This window comes from Staphylococcus sp. GDY8P57P, from assembly GCF_017892585.1.
Taxonomy (GTDB): domain Bacteria; phylum Bacillota; class Bacilli; order Staphylococcales; family Staphylococcaceae; genus Staphylococcus; species Staphylococcus borealis.
In genome coordinates, this window is record NZ_JAESLK010000005.1 from 1 (window position 1) to 24,082 (window position 24,082).

Sequence of the window (24,082 nt, forward strand, 5' to 3'; positions counted from 1 at the left end):
AGGAGTCTGGACTTGACTAAGTTATAGAAGTTACTTTAAAAAATCAAGTAATTTTTAAATAAATGGTACTAAGGTCCAATGAAAGGATGGCATAAATGAATATTAATACAGCATATTTTGCTGGTGGGTGTTTCTGGTGTATGACCAAACCTTTCGATCAATTCGATGGTATAGAAACAGTAACATCTGGCTACATGGGTGGTTCAACTCACAACCCTACTTATGAAGATGTGAAAAGTGGGACCACAGGACACTATGAAACTGTAAAAATCGAATATGATGTTGCACTGTTTTCTTATAATAAATTATTGGAAGTATTCTTTTCGGTAATTGATCCTATTGATGATGGTGGCCAGTTTCAAGACAGAGGTTCTCAATATAGAACGGCAATCTTCTACACAAATGAGGACCAAAAAAAACTCGCTGAACAATACATCCACCAACTCGAGCAAACCATTCATTCTGAAAAAGCAATAGCAACTAAAATCTTACCCGCTTCAACATTTTACAAAGCGGAAGAATATCATCAAGATTTTTATAAAAAGAACCCTGAGCGTTATGCTCAAGAACAACAAGACCGTGCTAACTATAGCGCAAATTAAACACATAAATAATCAAAGGCATCCTTCATAAATGATTGTTATCATTTCACTTGTAGGATGCCTTATTTTTAAATAATGATTTCTTTATGACGAATAACTCTCATTACTTTTAGCATACTGTACCATAATGAACTGTCTTTTCTATAAACTAAAAATCTTGGTTCCCAATTAGGGCTATATTTTTCTTTATATTTACGTAATCCTTGAAAGCGATAAAGTCCATTGAAATGTTCAAAAACACGACCAGCTACACGTTCACGTGGATATGAATAATTTAATTGACCTACATTCGATAATGTTGCCATCCCCATATTAAATGCTTTATAGCCTTTGTCTTTACCCCAAAGTAGCATATGCAAATACAAACCGTCCATTAAAGGTAAATCAAGGTCAGGTAACCAACGAATTAAATCAACAGAAATAGCTTCATTATAATAAGTAGGCATTAAAGTACAAAACGCAATTACTTTACCCTCTTCATTCTTCATGATTCCAATAGGCGCTTGTTGTAAATAGTCTTCAGTAAATTGTCCTACTGAAAAATGCATTTCATTACGTCCATCTAACCATTGATCACTGACATATTTCAATTCAGAAATAATATCCATTGAAAAAGGTGGTTCTAAAATTTCAAATTGAATATTTAAATCATCGAATTTATTAAGTGTCGCTCGAAAACCACGACGTTTCTTTCCTGATGTCGTAAATTGAGTCAAATCTATGATGGCTTCTTCGCCCAATTTGAAGAATTGATTACCAAAATTATGATAAAGTGGCATAAACCGATCTGACACTTGATAAAAAATGATGTCATAACCTAACTTTTCACCATAATTATAAAAATCAATCAGTAACGATTGGAAAGCATTTGGGTCACCAATTGGATCGCCTAACACAACAAGTGCATTACCTTTATAACGATACATTAAAAATGCTTGTTCATTTTCATGCATAAAGATATCTTTATCCCCACTGTAGATCAGATGACTTAAATAATTACCACCATATGTTTCGATGATTGCTTTACATTGTGACAAATCTTCAAATTGGTGTGGTCTATTGTATTTTGACTCAAGGAGCCATGCAACTATACCCACTAACATTACAACGACAAGAATTGTTAACCAGAAATAATATTTTAATAATGATGTATCCATTTCAATATGATAAATGTCCAGCGCATATAATGTTTCGGAAATAATAATGTGATTAACGTATAATACAAAGACGCTCAAAATAATGGCTACAATGAACCGCTTTAATCTAAATGGTCGCTTCACAACTTTAGATCGGCGATATGCAAGAACAAGTAATACAAATATTAGAATAATCCATGATAATAAAATTAAAGATGCATAAGTGTATATTGTCGCGGCGAAAATTAAAATAAGCGAAATCATTACAAATAAAATAGCACGACGACTTTGCTTGTATACCCCTCTAACATTAAGAAGTAATAATAAACAAGCACTAGTATGAATAGATGACATAATATAATATGCAAAATGATGATCATCATATAAGCCATCATAAACAATCGTAATGTTATTAATAAAGAATACAAAACTTGTGATTAATACTAAAGTGGCTAAAGCAAAAGATGGTATTTTAGCAATAATATCTTTTTGATAAGAAAATAAAAATGATGTTACATCTTTTGCAGGAACAAAATATTTAGATTCTTCAAAGTACTTTCTAGCAGAAGAACCAAATTCAAAAGTAGATAATACAAGTGCAATAATGACTGGTACAAAGTAATAAGCGAAACGATACAATAATAACGCTAATAAAACTTTTTCTTCAGGAACGCCTAACGACTTTAATCCTAGTAATACAACTAAATCGAAAGCACCAAAACCTCCGGGAATAAAACTGACTAATCCAGAAAGCGCAGCAATGATAAAAATTCCAATTACAGTCGTAAATGCGACATTGATATCAACAATAACTGTCGATAAATAAAGTACTGATGCAGCAGCAAGCCACTCAACACTAGATACTAATGTGCAATAAACACCTAAATATTTGTTATAACGATCAATAGGATTAATCATGGTATAAGCAATAAATAAAGGTAAGAATAATGCAACAATATATAATATCCATCTTACCCAGCTTACTTTATTTAATATGTGCGAAGCATCAAAGATATGTAATACGACAAGAATTGATAGAAGACTCAAACCTGTCAACATTGATATAAGTATAATTGAAATGGCATGCACTAATTTTTTTCGATCCGTTGTATAATTTTTATACACAAATGCTCTAAATCCAGCACCGATAAACCCACCAAAACCAACAATAGCATTGAGTGCATTAATAATATAGCTCACTTTAAACACTCTTATCAGTGGGATATCAAGTTTCAATCCCTTAACCAATATAAGATCGTATAAGCTCAGCAAAATCATTGCAGCACCACCACAGATAAATAAGCCTACAAGGTACCAACGATTAATTTTGCTAAAAGCTTCAAGCGTTTGCTTGAAATTAATATGAGCAAGTTCATGATATAGCGTGGCAACAACTGCTATAAACAACACTGCAGCAAAAACAAATTTAAGTATAGATAATAATCTATTTTTTAGTTCTTCAGTCATATCATACCTCTACCTTCAACTTCGATTAGTTTAAAATATATCATACCTTCATTTGAATGAACATATGAATATATATTACACATGCTAACAGTATTGTAATGTACGTGAGATTATACATTCAAATTCCAAAATTTGATATGTACATTTTATTAAAAAAATAGGGCTGAGAAAAAGTGGATATTCCTCTTTCTCAGCCCTAGTCAACTACTACAAAGTAACACTCTAGCATTATTTATCTTTTACTCGACTACACTTTGCATCAACAAGCCGTACTAATCGGCTCGAGTATATTCTTTTGTCTCTTCTTTTTTTATTTCATATTCTCCTGAATCATTACCGTAATACTTATTATAACGACGTTTAAATAATAAGAACATGTGAGAGACTAATACTTTAAGTATCGCATATCCTGGTATACCTAAAATAACACCAACGATTCCTAATAAATTACCAGCACTTAATAAAATGAAAATAATTGTTAAAGGATGAATTTTCAATGTTTTACCCATGACATTTGGTGAAATAAAATGTCCTTCGATAAATTGAACAAGCGTCCATACTACAATTAATTTCAATAACATAAGTGGAGATGTAATAATGGCTATGATAATAGCTGGTGAAATCGCAATAGTTGGACCTAAATAAGGAACAACGCTTGTAACAGCTGCGATACATGCAAGCACCAATCCATAATCAAGCCCAATGATAGAATAACCAATAAAGAGTAAGATACCGATACAAAATGAAACAATAATTTGGCCTTGAATATAAGAACCCACTTGTACACTCATTTTCTCCATTAAATCATGGTAATCTTTTCTAAATTTTGGTGGCATAATCTTAGTTGAATACTCTTTAAACTTATGACCATCCTTTAACATAAAGAACAATACAAATGGTGTTGTGACAAGCACTACACCTACATTTACTATCGCTTCTGCAAAACTTCTTATTTTAGTTCCAAATCCATCAAAATAACTCGAAACCATCGAAGGAATCTTGTTAGAGACTGAGTCTAACCAATCTTGTATTTGAGTATAAAATGAAGATAAGAAAGAAAAATGCGTAACTTGATCTATTGCATTATTAAATTTATCTACATACTTAGGGAAATTGTTCGCTAAGCGTGTGATTTGATCACTGATTAATGGAATTAATAAATTAATAATTAATGTTGCGCCACCAACAATTGCTAAAAACACAATAATAATGCCCAGCAATCTTGGGATATTATATTTTTCCATCAAATTGATAATTGGATTAATAAGATAAAACAAAATGAGCGATAAAATAATTGGTGCCACAATAGTATTAAATATAATGATAAATGGTTCAAAAACATATGAAACTTTATCAAATATAAATATTACAATGCCTATGAGCACTAATGAAAGTAAAGCAAATAATAAATCTTTACCGCCTAAAAACTTCATAAAACGCGTTTCTGTAAAACTGAATTTTTTTGCGCTGTTATCTTCAACTTGTTTATTTTCAGTTGTCATGTTCCTCACCATACCTTAACTAACTTATAGAACTAAAGCTATCTAACATCATAACACAAAAACAATTAAATGTTGTTTCGCTTTAAGATGAACTTATTTGTGTTTCAAAATGATAAATATGTAGTGCAAGATAAACAATTTCAGAATCATCAATAGGAATATTTAAATGTTTTTGTATCATTCTTGAGATTTTAAAAGCAGTATTGTATGCATTAGGATAATGGTTTTTAACCATATCAATAAAGACATCTTGAGCATAAATATATTCTTTTTTATTAAGACGTCGAATTAAAAATTGGATATGCCTAATAAATCGTTGATATTGAACTGTATGATTATCAATTTCATGGTTCAAATCATTTTCAATAATCAGTATGCTCTTACTAATTAACTTATTAATTAAAGACATTTCCTGTATTGTTAAATCCTCAGTGTTAGATGCGATATGTAATGCGATAAATCCAATTTCATCAGGTGGAAAATTAACATCTAGTCGTTGATTCAGTTTATCAATAACTTGGCTTGCAATTGCATAAGCGCCACTATATAAATGTTTGGTTTCAATAGCAAATGGATTACTAATAATTTGATTTTGCTTTAATCTTTTGTATGCAAATATAATGTGATCAGTCAAAGCAACAACAAGATTTTTATCGTCAGTAGTATGCGTTGTACTCGTTATAAAATTGACTGCTTCAATTACCGCTTGTAGAACATCTTCATCTGCAATTTCAACTAAAGATTTATAATATTCTTGCTGTTGCTTTTGTTCTAGCTTATAAACTTTTTCTATTGAAGCACTTTCATCTAAGGTCATTCCCGCCTTTTTATTAAAGCCAATACCTTTTCCAATGAGAATAACCTCTTGATTATTATAAGTGCATATGATGACGTTGTTATTTAAAGCTTTAGAAATAGTATACTCACTCATCATAATCACCTTTCTTTTTAATATATGAATTATAAAACGATTTATTAAAAATGAAAAGATTTCAAACTTAATGTAAAAACTCCTTCCAACGTTATGAAACCTAAATTCAATACATTGAAAGGAGTATGTTAATAATATTATATTAAATAGTTATTCAATCGATTACTTTTTAGGTAGTTGATTTTCTCTACCCCAAGTTTCAATGCCAAACAAGTTGATTTCGAGATTCTCTGGTTTGAACACAGGTTTCATACCAGCTTTACGTTGTTTTTGATAATCTTTCATGACAGCTATTGCTATATTTGAAAGACCGATAATAGAAATCAAGTTAACAATCGCCATTAATCCCATAAATAAATCGGCAGTACTCCATACAGTTTCAGTTTTCACAACTGAACCAACAAATACTAATAAAACAACTAAACATCTGAAAATAAACATAATTGCTTTATTTTTAGATAAAAATTCAATATTTGATTGGCCGTAGTAATAGTTACCGACTACAGAAGAAAATGCGAATAACGTAATCGCAACTGTTAAGAAGATACCCCCAGCTGAACCTAAATGTTCATTTAATGCTGATTGAGTAACTTGAACACCTTGAGGCGCACTTTCACCAAATTTTAATCCTGAATATAATAAAATCATAATCGCTGTAGCTGTACAAACTAACATAGTATCGAAAAATACACCAAGTGATTGAATTAAACCTTGTTTCACTGGGTGTGGTACAGCCGCTGTAGCAGCAGCATTAGGTGCCGAACCCATACCAGCTTCGTTAGAGAATAAACCACGTTTAATACCTTGAAGGATGGCCGCACCAACAGCGCCTCCGGTAACTTGTTCGAAACCAAACGCACTCTTAATGATCGTACCTATCATTGGAACAATTTGGTCAATATTTAATAATAAAATAACTAAAACCATTCCAATATAAATGATCGCCATAATAGGCACAATTAATGACGATAATGTTGCAATACTACGCACACCGCCAAAGATGATGATTGCTGTAATAACTGCCAATACAATACCTGTTATAACTGGACTTATGTTGTATTGAGTATTTAATGACTCTGCAATTGTATTAGATTGAACAGTATTAAATACAAACGCAAATGTTACAGTAATTAATATTGAGAATAAAATACCTAACCATTTTTGATTTAAACCTTTAGTTATGTAGTATGCTGGACCCCCACGGAATCCGCCTTCTTTATCGTGAACCTTATAAATTTGAGCTAAAGTAGCTTCCATAAACGCACTTGCCGCTCCAATGAAAGCAATTACCCACATCCAAAATACTGCACCAGGTCCACCAAGCACAATTGCCGTAGCTACGCCGGCAATATTACCAGTACCTACTCGAGAACCAGCACTGATTGCAAATGCTTGGAATGGTGATATACCTTTTTCACCACTATTCAACGTTTCAGGTTTCTCTACTAAAGCTCTAAACATTTCTGGCAACATACGTAATTGCACAAATTTAGAACTAATTGTAAAGAAGAAGCCTACAGTTAATAGTAATCCAATTAAATATTGCGACCAAATTAAATCATTACCTACCTGAACGATTGTTTTAAACCACCCAGGTATTAAATTATCAAAATCACTCATTAAATCCCTCTCATCTATAATTGATTAATATCCTAAGATATATTACAAGAGATTTATACTGCATTGAATAAACTCAATTAAATAATACTAATGTATATTACGTTTGAGGTTATACAACATCAATATAAATCTCTTGAAAGATTAAAATTGGTTAAAATAACAAGTTCAATTTTATCATTTTCTTTTTAAATTGAAAATAAAATTTTTTGAGCAATTAGTCGATTGTCATATCTAGAACGTCTCCAAACTCCTTAACATCAACGATAAATGAACCATTTGTATATTGTTCAGATAAATGAATATCAGTTATTTGTCCTTCTTCCGTATGACTTTCAGAATATAATGTATACATATGCTCATCTTTAACAACATGACCAGCAACAATACGGTGTGGATTTTTCTTTAATTCTTTAAGTAATGTAATTCCTCTTTGTGCTCGCTTAGCTTGTTGTAGAATTTTATAGCTGATACGTTTTACAGCGCCTCTTTGAGTAGCCATTATAATTGAACTATCTTGATTTACGGCATCTGTCATAACTACAACATCTTCATCTTTTAAATTAATAGATTTAACACCAGCTGCTCTCAATCCCGTATCAGATAATTCTTCAGTTGAATACGTTAATGACATACCTTTATGAGTTAATACAGTAATCAATTGATTTTTATTTAGGCGCATTACACTAATTAATTCATCCTGCGCTTTAACTTTCATGGCAACTAACGGTTTATTGTAGCGCGTTGTCTTAAATAAACTAACGTTACTTTTCTTAATCATACCATTTCGCGTTGCTAATACATAAAATGCATCATCTTTGAAGTTTTGCTCATTGTATACATCGACCACAGTTTCATTATCGTCTAGAGGGACAATTTGAGAAACGTGTTGCCCAAGTTCTTTCCATCGAATATCTGCGAGTTTATGAACTGGAATGAATAAATATCTGCCTTTATTTGTAAATACTAGTACCGTATCTTGCGTATTGACTGTTTGATATTTAAGTAAACTATCTCCATCTTTAAGTCCAATTTCTGCAACACCACTGGCATTAAAACTACGTGTAGATGTGCGTTTAATATAACCCTGACGTGTGATACTTAAAACAACATCTTCACTTGGCACCATCACTTCTTTATCAATTTTAATTTCTGCAATTTCCGCTTCAATTGATGACAAACGTTCAGATTTAAATCGTTTTCGAATGTCAGTCAATTCATTCTTAATTACTTGTAATAGCGCATCATGATTATCCAGTATATGACGGTATTCTTTAATCATATTTGCTAACTCATTATGCTCATTTTCTAATGCAACGATATCCGTATTCGTTAAACGGTATAGTTGCAACATAACGATAGCTTCTGCTTGCGCTTCTGTAAATTCGAATTCAGATACTAAATTGTCTTTTGCATCTTTTTTATTCTTAGAGTTACGAATTAAAGCAATGACTTCATCCAAAATTGATAATGCTTTCATTAAACCTTCTACAATATGCATGCGTTTTTCAGCATGATCTAAATCATATTTAGTACGGTTCGCTACCACTTCAATTTGATGATTTAAATAACTATCTATAATTTGACGAATACCCATTAATTTAGGACGTCCGTCACTAATTGCAACCATGTTAAAGTTATATGCAATTTGTAAATCAGAATTTTTGAATAAATAGTTCTTTATAGCCTCTGCATTTACATCTTTTTTCAATTCAATAGCAATTCTTAAACCAGTACGATCCGTCTCATCTCGTACTTCAATGATACCGTCTACTTTCTTATCGGCTCTTAATTCATCAATACGTTTTACAAGTGAACTTTTATTCACCTCGTATGGAATTTCTGTCACGATAAGTTGTTGGCGACCATTTCGAAGTGTTTCTGCGTCGACTTTAGAACGTACGACAATTTTACCTTTTCCGGTTTCATAAGCTTTCTTAATACCATCGATACCTTGAATAATACCACCAGTTGGAAAATCTGGTCCTTTAATATATTTCATTAATTGACTAACAGTAATATTAGGATTATCGATGTATTTCAATGTTGCTTGAATAACCTCAGCTAAATTGTGCGGTGGAATATCGGTCGCATAGCCAGAAGAAATACCTGTTGAACCATTTACTAGTAAATTGGGGAATCTTGCCGGCAATACCATTGGCTCAAGTGTTGTATCGTCATAGTTAGGAACAAAAGCTACTGTTTCTTTATTAATATCACGTACAAGTTCCTCAGATAATTGACTTAACTTTGCTTCGGTATAACGCATTGCTGCTGGTGGATCATTATCAATACTACCGTTATTACCATGCATTTCAATTAAGACATGTCGCAATTTCCAATCTTGACTTAAACGGACCATTGCATTATATACTGATGAGTCACCATGTGGATGGTATTGACCGATAACATCACCGACTGTCTTAGCACTTTTACGGAAATTCTTATCATAGGTATTTCCACTACTATGCATTGCGAAAAGAATTCTTCGTTGCACTGGCTTTAAGCCATCACGAACATCCGGTAAAGCACGTTCTTGAATAATATATTTACTATATCTTCCAAAACGATCGCCTATCACATCTTCAAGTGATAAATCTTGAATTATCTCACTCAATTTGTTTCCTCCTCAGTATATTCTTCAGTTTCAATTACTTGTACTTCAGTGTTATCTAATATACTTTGATCTTCTTGCATGCCAAATTCAACGTGACTTTCAATCCATTCACGACGTGGTGCAACTTTATCACCCATCAATGTTGTAACACGTTTAGAAGAGCGCATTTCATCTTCAATTTGAACACGAATAAGCGTTCGAGTTTCAGGATTCATTGTCGTTTCCCATAACTGTTCAGGGTTCATTTCACCAAGACCTTTATAACGTTGTAACATAAATCCTTTTCCTAATTTTTTCTGAAGTTTATCAAGTTCATCGTCTGTCCAAGCATATTCAACTTGTTTAGATTTACCTTTTCCTTTTTCAAGTTTATAAAGTGGAGGCAATGCAATAAACACTCTACCAGCTTGTACTAGTGGTTTCATACACTTGAAGAAGAAAGTTAATAATAATACTTGAATGTGCGCACCATCTGTATCAGCATCAGTCATGATAATAATACGATTATAATTGCTATCTTCAATTTTGAAGTCATTTCCTACTCCAGCGCCAATTGTATGGATAATCGTGTTAATCTCTTCGTTCTTAAATATATCCTCAAGTCTTGCTTTTTCAGTATTAATAACTTTACCTCGCAAAGGTAAAATCGCTTGGAATTTTCTATCTCTACCAAGCTTAGCTGAACCACCTGCAGAGTCCCCTTCGACTAGATACAATTCATTTTTTTCAGTATTCTTACTTTGAGCAGGTGTTAACTTTCCTGAGAGCAACGTATCTTTACGTTTATTCTTCTTACCTGAACGTGCGTCTTCACGGGCCTTACGTGCTGCTTCTCTAGCTTGTTGTGCTTTAATTGCCTTTTTCACAAGTGATTTAGAAAGTTGTCCTTTTTCTTCTAAATAAAATGGTAATTTATCAGAGACTACTGAATCAACTGCACTACGCGCTTCTGAAGTACCTAATTTAGACTTCGTTTGTCCTTCAAACTGTAGCAACTCTTCTGGAATACGTACTGATATAATCGCAGTTAAACCTTCGCGTATATCATTACCATCTAAATTTTTGTCTTTTTCTTTTAATTCATTAATTCGTCTAGCGTAATCATTAAAGACACGTGTCATAGCAGTTTTAAATCCTACTTCATGTGTTCCTCCGTCTTTTGTACGCACGTTATTAACGAAACTTAATATACTCTCTGAGTATTGATCGTTATATTGGAAAGCAACATCCACTTCTATGCCATTAGCTGAACCTGTGAACATTGTTACATCATGAAGAACTTCTTTGCCTTCATTGACGTAACTTACAAATTCTTTAATCCCCTCTTCATAATGGTAAACATCTTCACGTTCTTTACCACTACGTAAATCTTTCAATGTTATTTTAAGATTCTTTAATAGGAAGGCTGATTCTTGTAATCTTTCACTCAATGTTTCAAAATTGAATGAAGTTGTTGCTTTAAATATTTCAGGATCTGGTTTAAATGTAACTTTAGTTCCTGTTCTCTTCGTTTTACCTGATTTAACTAAACCAGAGGCAGGCACCCCACCATTTTTAAAACTTTGCTTGTAGATATTCCCATCTCTATGTATTTCAACTTCTAACCATTCGCTCAATGCATTAACGACTGAAGCACCAACACCATGTAATCCACCAGATGTTTTATATCCACCCTGACCAAATTTACCACCGGCATGTAAGACGGTAAAAATAACTTCTACAGTAGGTTTACCTGATGCATGCATCCCTGAAGGCATGCCACGACCATTATCTTCAATAGAAATACTATTATCCTGATTAATTGTTACATTTATTTCATTACCATATCCGTTTAACACTTCATCCACAGAGTTATCTACAACTTCATATACTAAATGATGTAGACCTCGTTTATCAGTAGATCCTATATACATACCTGGACGCTTTCTTACAGCTTCCAATCCCTCTAATACTTGAATAGAATCATCTGAATAATGATTTAAATTTTTTGTTGCCAATGCGTTCGCCTCCTACAAACGTACGTTCGTTTTAAAAACTATACAATAGTTATTCTTATATAAATCGGTCTAAATTGCAAGTGTGAGTTAAAAACTAATCTATTTTAAGTTAGTAAAAAAACAAAATTTCAAAATTGGTCGTTGCTAGCTATGAGATTATGGTAAAATATAGCTACGTTATTAAAGGATGTGTAAAGTTATATGATGATAGTAGTCATGCTCATATTAAGCTATCTCATCGGTGCTATTCCTAATGGATATGTTATAGGAAAGCTCTTTTTCAAAAAAGATATTAGACAATTTGGAAGTGGCAATACTGGCGCAACTAATAGCTTCCGAGTTCTTGGTAAACCAGCAGGATTTGTTGTAACCTTTTTAGATATATTTAAAGGGTTTATAACCGTTTTCTTTCCCATTTGGTTTCCAGTGCATGCAGATGGACCGCTTAGCACGTTCTTCACACATGGGTTAATCGTAGGTTTATTCGCAATACTAGGACACGTTTATCCGATATACCTTAAATTTAAAGGCGGTAAAGCAGTTGCTACAAGTGCAGGTGTTGTCTTAGGTGTAAACCCTATTTTACTGCTCGTATTAGCAATTATATTCTTTGGCGTGTTATATATATTTAAATATGTTTCACTCTCAAGTATTATTGCTGCAATATGTTGTGTAATTGGCTCACTCATCATACAAGATTACATATTATTCGGTATGAGCCTACTTGTTTCGATTATTTTAATCATAAGGCACCGTACTAATATAATAAGAATCTTTAAAGGCGAAGAACCTAAAATAAAATGGATGTAATTATTAATCAGAAAATATCGATCCCGAAATCTATAATATAATAATGCTACTTTGCAAATCACAGTAGCTGACTGTATTGAGAAGACGCTTGAACCAAGCTATTCACAAAACTAGTCATCTTTGCGGGCGGAGCCCAAACTAAGCAAGCTGGGAGTCGGGGCCCCAGCAAAGAGAATTTCATCAAGAAATTCTACAAGCTAAGCAAGCTGGGAGTCGGACAGTGAATTTAAAAGCATTCTGTCCTACTCCTTTTTATTATGCTCATAAAATCATTAAAGATTATCTCAAAAAGGTATTATGTTATAATGCTTAGAGTTCCAATAAAGATAAAAATTTAGTAATAGATATATAAGGTAGGAGGATTATGTAATGAAAATTAAACTAACAGATCAAGCTGTAGAATGGTTTAAAGATGAATTAGATTTGCCTGAGAATGACAAGGTTTTACAGTTTTACGTACGATATGGTGGTGAATTTCAACTTAAACAAGGTTTCAGTCCTGCCTTTCGCGTTGAACCTAGACAAGATGTAGAAATAGGTTATGAAGAGAATTATAATGACTTAGTATTGGTCGTTTCAGAAGATGATTTATGGTATTTCGAAGATAGTGATGTTCTCGTTGAAAAAGTAGACCATGACGACGAAATTGCCTATTCTAAAGTAAATTAAATCATAAAGACCATTGGGACAACATGATAGAGATAATGTTGTCCCAATGGTCTTTTATTTTATTTAAATTTCAAGATCGCTTGGTTGTGTTACTTCAAAATCTTTTTCTTCTTGATTCAATTTATCAACGTGACTATATGTTTTATGCCATTCTGGAAAATAGCGATCTAACCTTATTGGACGAAAATTACTTGATTTCATACATATTAATTGTGTAGATCCCGTTGTCGCAAGTTCCCCATTTTCATTATAAACTTCATAACAATAAACTGATTTAAGCCTTGAATATTGTTCAACCCATGTTTTGATTGTTACTTTTTCAGGATAAAAAATTGATTTTTTATATTTAATTTGAAGGTCTACAACCGGAGAAATGATACCCTCTCTCTCCATGTCTGCATAACTAAAGCCCAGCTTACGAATATAATCTGTTCGTGCAACTTCAAACCATGTAGCGTAATTCCCATGGTAAATCACACCCATTTTATCTGTTTCTTGATATCTAGCTTCAATTTCAGTCATACTGTATATCATTCATTCGTACCTCTTTCCTATATCATTCACAATTCATATTAACATAAAAAAGCCATGCCAACATAAAGTCAGCATGGCTTCACATATTAATTTATTGTGCTAATTTGTTTCTTAAAACCATTTGTAAAATACCACCATGACGATAGTAATCTAATTCAACTAGAGAATCGAAACGGACGATTGCTTCAAAATCAACAACGTCGCCATTTTCTTTTTTAGCGTGAACTTTAACAATATCATGAGGACGAACAGTTTCATCGATGTCTACTGAAATTGCTTCTCTACCATCTAAACCAAGTGAATCAGCTGAATCACCATCTTTAAATTGTAATGGTAACACGCCCATCATAACTAAATTAGAACGGTGAATACGTTCATAACTTTGAGCGATAACTGTTTTAACGCCTAATAAGTTTGTACCTTTTGCAGCCCAGTCACGAGAAGAACCCATACCGTAATCATTTCCTGCTAAAACAGCTAAACCAGTACCGTCTTCTTTATATTTCATAGCAGCATCATAAATTGGCATTACTTCATCAGTTGGCCAATATGTTGTGAATCCACCTTCAGTACCTGGCGCTAATTGGTTTTTAATACGAATATTCGCAAATGTACCTCTTACCATTACTTCATGGTTACCACGACGAGAACCGTATGAGTTAAAGTTTCTAATAGGTACATCGTGATCTAATAAATATTTACCTGCTGGTGTATCTTTACCGATAGCACCTGCTGGAGAAATGTGGTCAGTCGTTACTGAGTCACCAAATTTACCCATCACTCTTAAGTCTTTAAGCGGTTCAATTGTACCCGGTTCTTTAGATAAACCTTGGAAGAATGATGGATTTTGGATATATGTTGAGTTTGGATCGAAATCATATAAAGGAGCATCTGTTACATCGATTTCATTCCACATTTCATTGTTGTTATATACATTTTTATATTCTTCTAGGAATAGCTCAGGTGTTACAACACTATCTACAGTATCCGCAACTTCTTGAATAGTAGGCCAAATATCATTTAAGTATACATCTTCACCATCTTTACCTTTACCGATAGGTTCATTTTGTAAATCAATATCAACTGTACCAGCTAATGCATAAGCTACTACTAATTGAGGAGAAGCTAAATAGTTTGCTTTAACTAATGGATGAATACGACCTTCAAAGTTACGGTTACCAGATAATACTGATGTTACTAATAAATCTTCTTCAGCCACTGCTTTTTCAATTTCTGGTAATAACGGTCCAGAGTTACCGATACATGTTGTACAACCGTAACCAACTAAGTTGAAACCTAAATCATCAAGGTATTCTTGTAAACCTGAGTCACGTAAGTAACCAGTTACAACTTTTGAACCCGGTGCTAATGAAGTCTTAACAAATTCAGGTACTTTAAGGCCTTTTTCAACAGCTTTTTTAGCAACTAATCCTGCACCTAACATAACATATGGGTTAGATGTATTAGTACATGATGTTATCGCTGCAATAGCTATATCACCTGTTTTCATTGTTGCAGTAGATCCATCTGCAAATTGAATATCTGCTTTTTTATCAAATTCGCTTTGATCTAATCCGTGTCCTTGGTTACCAGCTGGTGCAGTAACAGATTTTTCAAATTCTTTTTTCATATCACTTAAGAAAATTAAATCTTGTGGACGCTTTGGACCTGATAATGAAGCTTCAACAGTTGATAAATCTAAATCGATAACATCTGTGTATTCTGGATCCTCTTTATCTACAGTGAAGAACATATTATTTTGCTCTAAGTATGCTTTTACTAATTCAACATGTTCTTCTTTACGTCCAGTTAATCTCATATATTTAAGTGACTCTTCATCAACCGGGAAGAAACCACAAGTTGCACCATATTCAGGCGCCATGTTGGCAATTGTTGCACGGTCTGCTAAAGGTAGATCCGTTACACCTGGTCCAAAGAATTCAACAAATTTGCCTACTACACCTTTTTTACGTAGTTCTTGTGTTACACGTAAGGCTAAATCAGTAGCTGTTGAACCTTGAGGTAATGAATTAGTTAAACGTACACCAATTACTTCAGGAATTGGGAAGTATGATGGTTGGCCTAACATCCCCGCTTCAGCTTCGATACCACCAACACCCCAACCAAGTACACCAATACCATTAATCATCGTTGTATGAGAGTCAGTTCCTACTAGTGTGTCTGGAAATGCCGTTTGTTCTCCATCAACGTCACGAACGTGTACCACATTTGCAAGATATTCTAGGTTTACTTGGTGAACGATACCTGTAGCAGGGGGAACAGCATTATAGTTATCAAATGCTTTAGTTGCCCAATTTAAAAATTGATAACGTTCATAGTTACGTTCAAATTCTAATTTCATATTTCTTTCTAATGCATCTGGATTAGCATAGCTATCAACTTGAACAGAGTGGTCAATAACTAAGTCTACTGGTACTTCTGGGTTGATTTTATTAATATCCCCACCAACATCATTCATTGCTTTACGTAATGATGCCAAGTCTACTACTGCAGGAACACCTGTGAAGTCTTGTAAAATAACACGAGATGGTTTAAAAGGTACTTCACCTTCGTTCCCTTCCTTACCAAAGTTACCCAAAGCTTTAATATGTTCATCTGTAATGACAAATTCATCTTCTTGTCTTAAGACAGATTCTAATAAAACACGAATTGAATAAGGTAATTTACTTACTTTCGTTAAGCCTTGGTCTTCTAAACTCTTTAAATCATAATACGTATATGACTGGCCATTCGCTTCAAATGTCTTTTTAGCTTGTTGCTTAATGTTTGAAGTCATTTGTATATCCCCCTTGAATATTAAAAATTCATATTTATATGCCTTTAAATAAATTGTATAATTATATGATTTTCAAAACAACTCTATATACTTATATTTCACGTGATTTAGCTTTCGCATTTTTAATCAGTGTATATAAGTTATTCTTATCATATAAGCAACCTACTATAAGTAAATATTATTAATTGAGAATGATTTTCATTAATATACAAATTGTTGTAGCTGCTTCAATAAAAAAATTGCCTTCAAGCACTGGTTAAGTGCTTGAAGGCAATAAACTTAATTACGATTACCTAATATTATTTTTCAGCGTTTCTTCTTGATTCACGCTTTTCTAAAATATCAGATTCATAATCTTGTTGCTGATATTTAACATAATCTTCAAGTCTATGTTTATTTGGTTGTAGTGTTAATCCTAAGAATTTACGTTCTTTATTTGCATCCTTATAGAAACTAATCATCATCATTATTACTACAAAGGAGAATGGGAAGGCACTTATGATTGCCGCACTTTGAATCGCATTTAATGCGTCAGCACCATTTCCTCCACCTGCTAATAATAAGATGAACGCGATTAATGATTGCGCAACACCCCAAGTTACTTTAACAGTACCAGAAGGTTCAAGTGAACCAAATGTTGTTTGCATACCTAGTACGAATGTTGCTGAATCGGCAGATGTAATAAAGAATGAAGCAATTAACACTAATGCTATAAGTGATAATGCCATTCCTAATGGAACGTGGTGGAATACACCAAATAGTTGAGTTTCAGGTGTCATATCAAATAACTCAGGATGTTTTTTACCTGTTTCGATACCTAATACACCAAATACACTGAACCATAAGAAACTTATGATAGCAGGTACAAGTAATACACCTGAAATAAATTCACGAATTGAGCGTCCTTTAGAAACACGTGCGATGAACACACCTACGAATGGACTCCAGCTTAACCACCAACCCCAATAGTAAAGTGTCCAAGAAGACATCCATTCACGTTTTTGGCCATTTAGCGCTGCAGTATCAAAACTGTTGAATAAGAATGTATTGAGTAAGCTACCAGTTGAACTAGTAAACATATTAAAGATGAGTACAGTCGGTCCAATTATTAAAGCAATAATCATTAAAAGTGTACCTAATCCAATATTTAAGTTACTTAAATATTGAATACCTTTACTTAAACCTGACCATGCACTAGCAATAAATAAAACTGTAACTACTACGATAATAATAGATTGAACCCATACATTATTTGGAATGCCAAATAGGTAATTAAGTCCACCATTAATTTGTAGTGCGCCCATACCAAGTGATACAGCTACACCTACAACAGTTGCGAAAACTGAAAGAACGTCAATAACTGTTCCGATAGGTCCTTCAACTTTATCACCTAAAATTGGACGTAATGTTCTTGAAATTAATCCTGGTTCATCTTTTCTAAATTGTGCATAGGCTAATGCTAATGCAACTACGCCATATACTGCCCAAGCATGGAATCCCCAGTGGAAGAATGTTGAACGTAATGCTTCCGTGTATGCTTCAGTAGTTTTAGGATCCGCATTAGGTGGTGAAGCAAAATCTGCCATAGGTTCAGCTGCGCCGTAGAACACTAAACCTATACCCATGCCGGCACTAAATAACATTGCAAACCAAGATACTGTATTAAATTCTGGTTTATCGTTTGGTTTACCTAGCTTAAGTTTACCGATTGGACTAAAGATTAAAAAGATACAAAAGAACACAATTACTGTAGTCAAAATCATGTAATACCAACCAAGCTTTTCAGTAATCCAACTACTGATATTACCTGTAATTGTACCGAATTGCTCCGGTAAAAACGCACCGATTAATACCACAATAGCTACTACTATAGCACTATAGATAAAAACCGATGAAAACTTCTTATTATGCTTTGTTTCTTCTGAAGAAGAATTCATAATTTACTTACTCCTTTCCTTTACTATATTTTAATTTACATATGATAATATTCTATGAAGTAATTTAAGACGCTATATTAAAGGATAACAAAGGCTTTATACAATAGCAAATTTCTTTTAAATTAAACATTTACTAAAATATTTATATGTTGTATAATATATTTTATTCTTATGTGGGGGTATTGAGTTTATGTTTAAAGAATTTAAAGAGTTTGCACTTAAAGGTAACGTGTTGGATTTAGCAATCGCTGTAGTTATGGGTGCAGCGTTCAACAAAATTGTTACATCTTTAGTTACATACATTATTATGCCATTAATTGGTAAAATTTTCGGCTCAGTTGATTTTGCTAAAGATTGGGAATTCTGGGGAATTAAATATGGCCTATTCATTCAATCGATTATTGATTTTATAATTGTAGCAATTGCACTATTTATATTTGTAAAAATAGCAAATACATTAGTGAAAAAAGAAGAGCCTGAAGAAGAAATCGAAGAAAATACTGTTTTATTAACAGAAATTCGCGATTTATTAAGAGCAAAATAATGATAATTAAATACAATATGGCAACGATAGTACTGATATTAAGTTGCCATATTGTATTTTTTTTAATTCCATTTAAATCTGGTTTGACTTTGATATTGATTTGACGTTACTTCGAGAATTAATGGTATGCGTTGTTTCAGTTCGCTCACATGAGATATAATTCCAACCATTCTACCTGTCGTTTTTAGTTTAACGATAGTGTCTAGCGCCGTTTCTAATGTTTCTTGGTCTAGCGTACCAAACCCTTCATCAATAAACATTGATTCTAATGTAATACCGCCAGATTCCTGTTGGACCACTTCACTTAAACCTAATGCTAAAGCGAGTGATGCTTGGAATGTTTCACCACCAGATAACGAACTAATGTGTCTGGATTTATTTGAATGAAAATCAAACACTTCAATTTCTAAACCACTATAACCATGAGATATTGATTCTCTTCGTTTTAATTGATATCTTTCTCCACTCATACGCTCTAAACGTATATTTGCTTGATGGATGATACGTTCTAAATAGTAAATAAGTACATAATTTTCTAATGTTAATTTCTTACTATTTTTGCCTGATAATACCTCAGATAATTCAAATATTTCTTGTTGCTCTTTTAATTCTTTGTCTAAATAATTAATATGGTTCGTTATACTATTGAATTTTTCTTTATTACTTTGTACTTTATATTGAACTGTAGCACTCATTTCCATGTAATGATTATACTGTTTTTCAATTTCAGTCTTAGTAGCGTCTAACTGATCAACCGCTTCAGGTACTTGACCTTTCGTAATATTAGATAAACGCTCAATTTCTAATGTGAATTTTTGATGATCTTGTTCATATTGCTTAATCTTCATTTCAATTTGTTCTTTGCTATTTAACTTAGCAAGTAAAGATGCAACATCTTCATATGAATTTAATCCTATACGTTCCATTTCTTGATTAATCTTGTCGCTATAATCATTTAGTTCTTGTTTAAGTTCCTCGATACCTTGCTGATTATTATTTAAATTATTAGATTCAATTTCAATTTGTTGCTTTGTTTGGTTTAATTCTGACTCTAAAGTTTCTTTCTTCATTACATATTCACTAACAATTTGATCATATTCCATGTAGCATTGTTCAAAATTTGATATGTCTTCGTAGTTGGTATTATCTTTAAAATCCAATATTAATGTTTCGTAATATTGCTTCAATGATTGTAATTTTTCATGTTTAATCTGTAAACTATGATAGATGTCTTTTTGCTTTTCGAGTTCTTTTTTTAATTTCTCAAGTTCTTTTAATTGAAGCTGCAGATTTTCTTTTTCTTTACTTTTTACTGTTAATTGGGCTTCTATTTCACCAATGTCGTTAATTTCATCATCATTAAACTCTAATTCATTCATTTGTTTACTAATATGTTCAGAAGTCGTTTCAAGTTTTGTTAACTCATTCACTTTAGAATTCAACTCATTATTCACATTTTTTATTAAACTTTGATTTCTAGCGATTTCATTAAAGTTGATATGCTCATTAAGTGATTCAATCTCATTCCCACATATTGGACATGTGTCTCCAACGTGAAGCGCATTTTGAATCTCTTGAATAAATGTTTGTTTATCATTTAAATCAATATTTGTTTTATCTATTTTCTCTAATTCAACCTTCAAATCTGAGATCTGTTCTTTAACCTCACTAATTTTAATTTCAGTTTCGTTATATTTTTGATTTAATAATTGAAATTTATCTTTACTCTCTTTTAAAGCCATTTTTTTATCATATGTCATTTTTAATTCAAATATAACTTGGTTAAGTTTTTCAATATTTTCACTACTAACATCTATTTGAGCAATTTCATTATTTAAATTATTGATTAAGACTCTATTTTCTTCTTGCGTTTGATTATTACTTTTAAGATGCGCATCATTTTGTTTAATTTCTTCAAATGCTTTCTGATATTTATTCAAATTCATATAAAATTGTTTTGTTTTTTCAACGTATGCTGCTTTATTAGTAACCATTTCAGACTGTTCATTTAAATTATTCTGTTCTTTTTGGAGTTTGTTCAAATTTGCATTAAGTTCTTCCAAATATTTTAAAATAGTATTTAACTTCTGTTGCGTATCTTTTAGCTTTTGTTCTTTAGCATTTTTTTGATCGTATAAATGACTTAAGGGTTTAACTTCCATTATTTTATGTAATTCACTTTTTAATTCTTCAATATACGCTTTATTTTTTTCAAGTTGAATTTTTTCATTTTTATTACGTTCTAGTTCTTTTAATGAATCAATTAAATTATGATTTGACTCTATCTTGCGTTTGATAGATTCAAGTGATTCGAAATGCTGTGATTTTAGATGTTCATATTCTTCACCTAAACGTTGACCTACTTGTTCAAATTGAGGTATTGCATTAACAATTTCTTTAGTTTGCATACTATTTAAGTCTTTAAATTGAATTAATGTATCATCTTCAAATGTTTCAACATCATCCCAAAGCATCTGAATTTGATCATAACGTGTTTCAATGTGCTTTTTCTCATCTTTAACTTGATTCATTAATAAATTCTGCATCTCTTCAAAACGTATACTGTTAAATAGCGTTCTTAAAATACTCTGTTTATCAGAACTATTTGAAACTAAAAATTTCTTAAATTCGCCCTGTGGTAATATAAATAATTGTCTAAATTGCTCCGCATTTATACCTAATAGTTCTTTGATATAACTATTACCTGAACTAATTTTACTCTCTCGCAATTCATATGACTGACTATCTTCATCAAATTCAAATACATCAAGTTTCCCTGCTGTTGGCGATGAATTTCCCTCTTTAACGAAACCAGCTTGTCTATATATTTTAAATTTCTTATCATTGATATTAAATTCATACTCTACACTCATTGGTGATTTACCATCAGCGAAATGACTTCGCAATTCACCCTCATTTCTTCCTTCTGTTGAAGCCTTTCCAAATAATGCATAAACAATAGCATCAAACAACATCGTCTTTCCCGAACCAGTTTTCCCGCTAATTAAAAATAACTGTTCATTATTTATTTGTTGAAAATCAATCATTTCGTGTATAAATGGTCCAAAGTTATTAAGTATTAATTTAGTTGGTCTCAATGATTTAATCCTCCTTATAAATAACTTGGTTTAATAATTGGTGTATCTTTTTCTCTTGATATTCTGTTAAATCTTCATCTGTAATCGTTTTAAAGAAATTTTTAATGATTGTAGGATCATCTGTTGTTTTAAAATTTGCATAAGTGGTATCATTTCGACTTTCAAATGTGATATTACTTAAAGATAATGTATTCGGAAATAGTTGTTTAAGGTGGATAATTGGATCAGTAACATGTGACATATTTTTTAATTTAAAATGGAAATAGTTGTCTTTACTCTTCACAGGAACATTTCCTTGTACGACATCCATATAGTCACCTTCAATTTCTTCTAATTCTCGCAATGGCTTCAATTGAACAAACTTAGTTTCAATGTTGTTTTTTGATTTTATTGTTAATCTCTTATAACCTTTAGCTTGATTAACCTCTGAAAATGAATATTGCAATAGTGAGCCACTATAATCAATGACATTATCGGTGATGCTAAACGGATGATGCAAATGTCCTAAGAGCACTCTATCGAACATTTTAAAATTAGACTTTTCTACACTCTCAACTGTCCCAATTGTAAGAGGTCTCTCAGACTCTGACGTTTTACCACCTTTAATAGTTAAATGGCCAATTAATATATTGATTTGATTTTGATCTAAATGCGTTGATAAATGCTCGATACATTTTTGAGTTGCTTGCTCATAGGTCTTTATCTCATCGTCATTAAAAAAGGCTTTAATTTCACTAATTGTGGCAAATGGGAGTGTGTAAAAGTTGATGTCATTAATCGTTATGGGTGTAGACATTGAATGAAGTTGCGTTCGAATATATAAATGTGAAAACTCAAACCAAGTAGAACCATAGTTTAATCTTTCTCTACCATCATGATTTCCATTCGTTATAATCGTCGGAATCTCCATGTTTACATTGATTGTTTTAATCGTTTCTTCAAAAAGTTTAATTGTTTCCTTACTAGGATAAGACGTATCATAAATATCACCTGAAATGATTAAAACATCTGGTTTCTCGTCTTTCAAATTCTCAATAAACTGGTTTAGTATGTATCGTTGATCTTCTAAAAATTGCTTACCATTTAAAATCTTACCTAAATGCCAATCAGCAGTATGAATAATCTTCATTTTAACTCCTCCATCAAGAACATTTGTTCGTATTTATTATATCCTGAATTACTTCATAGTTCAAACTAAAAAAAGGTGGAACGATATCATTAAGAAGTCGTCTTCCACCTAACAAACAATGTGTCTTTATATTCTTTCAAACACGCTATGCTAACCCTAGCTTATTTTACAATTCTACTTTTCAATTTTTTATATTTATACAACATAGCTAATCTCCAAGGTACAATCATGCTAAAGGCTAATAAGAAGAACATACCGCCAATTTCACCTGGATCAATTTGACTACTAATAAATATTTTAATTACAGTTCGTATAATTAACAATGATATTAAAATAATTGGAAATGCTTTAGAACGCTTCATATAAATATCAGTACCATGTATCTCAAAATGACTTGTCCATATTAGGACTGTAGAGAATAAAACGCCGAGTATGATTGATTCTAAGATTTCCATCCCAGTTAATCTAAAGTACGGAATCACATACATCAATGCACCTGTAGCCATAAAAAATGGTGGTAAAATGATTTTCTTTTCATTAACAGGAAAGTTTTGTGCTTTCATGCGAATAAAAATTACCACGATTCCCATAAATAATGCAAATACAATTGAAAAAATTAAATATGCCAACGTTACACCCTCTTATATTCATAAACTCTTACTAGAGATTACTTAATTAAAAGTAATTTGATATTT

Annotated in this window: 16 protein-coding genes; 4 read left to right on the forward strand and 12 right to left on the reverse strand. The window is 32.1% G+C overall.

Annotation, left to right across the window (positions count from 1 at the left end; genetic code table 11):
• Positions 1-95: 95 nt before the first annotated feature.
• Positions 96-602 carry a peptide-methionine (S)-S-oxide reductase MsrA gene (gene msrA / locus KA878_RS02065; protein WP_053030965.1) on the forward strand — a complete coding sequence of 169 codons (507 nt, stop codon included), beginning with the start codon at positions 96-98 and terminating at the stop codon, positions 600-602.
• A gap of 68 nt (positions 603-670) precedes the next feature.
• On the opposite strand, the gene mprF is transcribed toward msrA, so the two are convergent.
• From mprF to parE, 6 genes are all read right to left on the reverse strand, one after another.
• Positions 671-3,205, reverse strand: a complete 2,535-nt coding sequence (mprF, locus tag KA878_RS02070) for a bifunctional lysylphosphatidylglycerol flippase/synthetase MprF (RefSeq protein WP_193839371.1) — start codon at positions 3,203-3,205, stop codon at positions 671-673.
• A gap of 272 nt (positions 3,206-3,477) precedes the next feature.
• Complete coding sequence (locus KA878_RS02075; RefSeq protein WP_075108735.1) at positions 3,478-4,707, reverse strand: AI-2E family transporter; 1,230 nt, start codon at positions 4,705-4,707, stop codon at positions 3,478-3,480.
• A gap of 82 nt (positions 4,708-4,789) precedes the next feature.
• Positions 4,790-5,638 (reverse strand): glucose PTS transporter transcription antiterminator GlcT, encoded by an 849-nt coding sequence (gene glcT / locus KA878_RS02080; protein WP_193839372.1) that lies wholly within the window; start codon positions 5,636-5,638, stop codon positions 4,790-4,792.
• 162 nt (positions 5,639-5,800) lie between these two features.
• Positions 5,801-7,258, reverse strand: coding sequence for a glutamine transporter AlsT (gene alsT, locus KA878_RS02085; RefSeq protein WP_075108736.1), 1,458 nt, complete (start codon positions 7,256-7,258; stop codon positions 5,801-5,803).
• A gap of 214 nt (positions 7,259-7,472) precedes the next feature.
• Positions 7,473-9,872 carry a DNA topoisomerase IV subunit A gene (gene parC / locus KA878_RS02090; protein ID WP_210142059.1) on the reverse strand — a complete coding sequence of 800 codons (2,400 nt, stop codon included), beginning with the start codon at positions 9,870-9,872 and terminating at the stop codon, positions 7,473-7,475.
• Positions 9,869-11,869 carry a DNA topoisomerase IV subunit B gene (gene parE / locus KA878_RS02095; RefSeq protein ID WP_193839374.1) on the reverse strand — a complete coding sequence of 667 codons (2,001 nt, stop codon included), beginning with the start codon at positions 11,867-11,869 and terminating at the stop codon, positions 9,869-9,871. The genes parC and parE overlap by 4 nt, the downstream gene beginning before the upstream one ends.
• A 201-nt stretch (positions 11,870-12,070) precedes the next feature.
• On the opposite strand from parE, the gene plsY reads away from it, so the two are divergent.
• A complete protein-coding gene (gene plsY / locus KA878_RS02100) occupies positions 12,071-12,679 on the forward strand; it encodes a glycerol-3-phosphate 1-O-acyltransferase PlsY (RefSeq protein WP_193839375.1) in 609 nt (202 codons plus the stop codon).
• Positions 12,680-13,048: 369 nt separating this feature from the next.
• The gene (locus KA878_RS02105) at positions 13,049-13,348 is read left to right on the forward strand and encodes a HesB/YadR/YfhF family protein (protein ID WP_053030979.1); all 300 of its coding nucleotides are present in this window, start codon (positions 13,049-13,051) and stop codon (positions 13,346-13,348) included.
• A 63-nt stretch (positions 13,349-13,411) separates the two neighbouring features.
• On the opposite strand, the gene menI is transcribed toward KA878_RS02105, so the two are convergent.
• The 3 genes from menI to KA878_RS02120 form a co-directional block, all read right to left on the reverse strand.
• On the reverse strand, positions 13,412-13,882 hold the full coding sequence (menI, locus tag KA878_RS02110) for a 1,4-dihydroxy-2-naphthoyl-CoA hydrolase MenI (protein WP_053029405.1): 471 nt from the start codon (positions 13,880-13,882) through the stop codon (positions 13,412-13,414).
• A gap of 91 nt (positions 13,883-13,973) precedes the next feature.
• Positions 13,974-16,679 (reverse strand): aconitate hydratase AcnA, encoded by a 2,706-nt coding sequence (acnA, locus tag KA878_RS02115; RefSeq protein WP_193839376.1) that lies wholly within the window; start codon positions 16,677-16,679, stop codon positions 13,974-13,976.
• 299 nt (positions 16,680-16,978) lie between these two features.
• On the reverse strand, positions 16,979-18,616 hold the full coding sequence (locus KA878_RS02120) for a BCCT family transporter (RefSeq protein WP_075108741.1): 1,638 nt from the start codon (positions 18,614-18,616) through the stop codon (positions 16,979-16,981).
• Between the two features lie 190 nt (positions 18,617-18,806).
• Between KA878_RS02120 and mscL the strand changes: the two genes are divergently transcribed.
• Complete coding sequence (gene mscL, locus KA878_RS02125) at positions 18,807-19,160, forward strand: large conductance mechanosensitive channel protein MscL (RefSeq protein ID WP_033080045.1); 354 nt, start codon at positions 18,807-18,809, stop codon at positions 19,158-19,160.
• A gap of 62 nt (positions 19,161-19,222) precedes the next feature.
• On the opposite strand, the gene sbcC is transcribed toward mscL, so the two are convergent.
• The 3 genes from sbcC to KA878_RS02140 all read right to left on the reverse strand — a co-directional run bounded on the left by sbcC (position 19,223) and on the right by KA878_RS02140 (position 24,016).
• A complete protein-coding gene (gene sbcC / locus KA878_RS02130; protein WP_193839377.1) occupies positions 19,223-22,258 on the reverse strand; it encodes an exonuclease subunit SbcC in 3,036 nt (1,011 codons plus the stop codon).
• A gap of 4 nt (positions 22,259-22,262) precedes the next feature.
• Positions 22,263-23,387, reverse strand: coding sequence for an exonuclease subunit SbcD (gene sbcD / locus KA878_RS02135; protein WP_193839378.1), 1,125 nt, complete (start codon positions 23,385-23,387; stop codon positions 22,263-22,265).
• A gap of 161 nt (positions 23,388-23,548) precedes the next feature.
• Positions 23,549-24,016, reverse strand: a complete 468-nt coding sequence (locus KA878_RS02140) for a CcdC family protein (protein ID WP_193839379.1) — start codon at positions 24,014-24,016, stop codon at positions 23,549-23,551.
• Between the last annotated feature and the right edge of the window lie 66 nt (positions 24,017-24,082).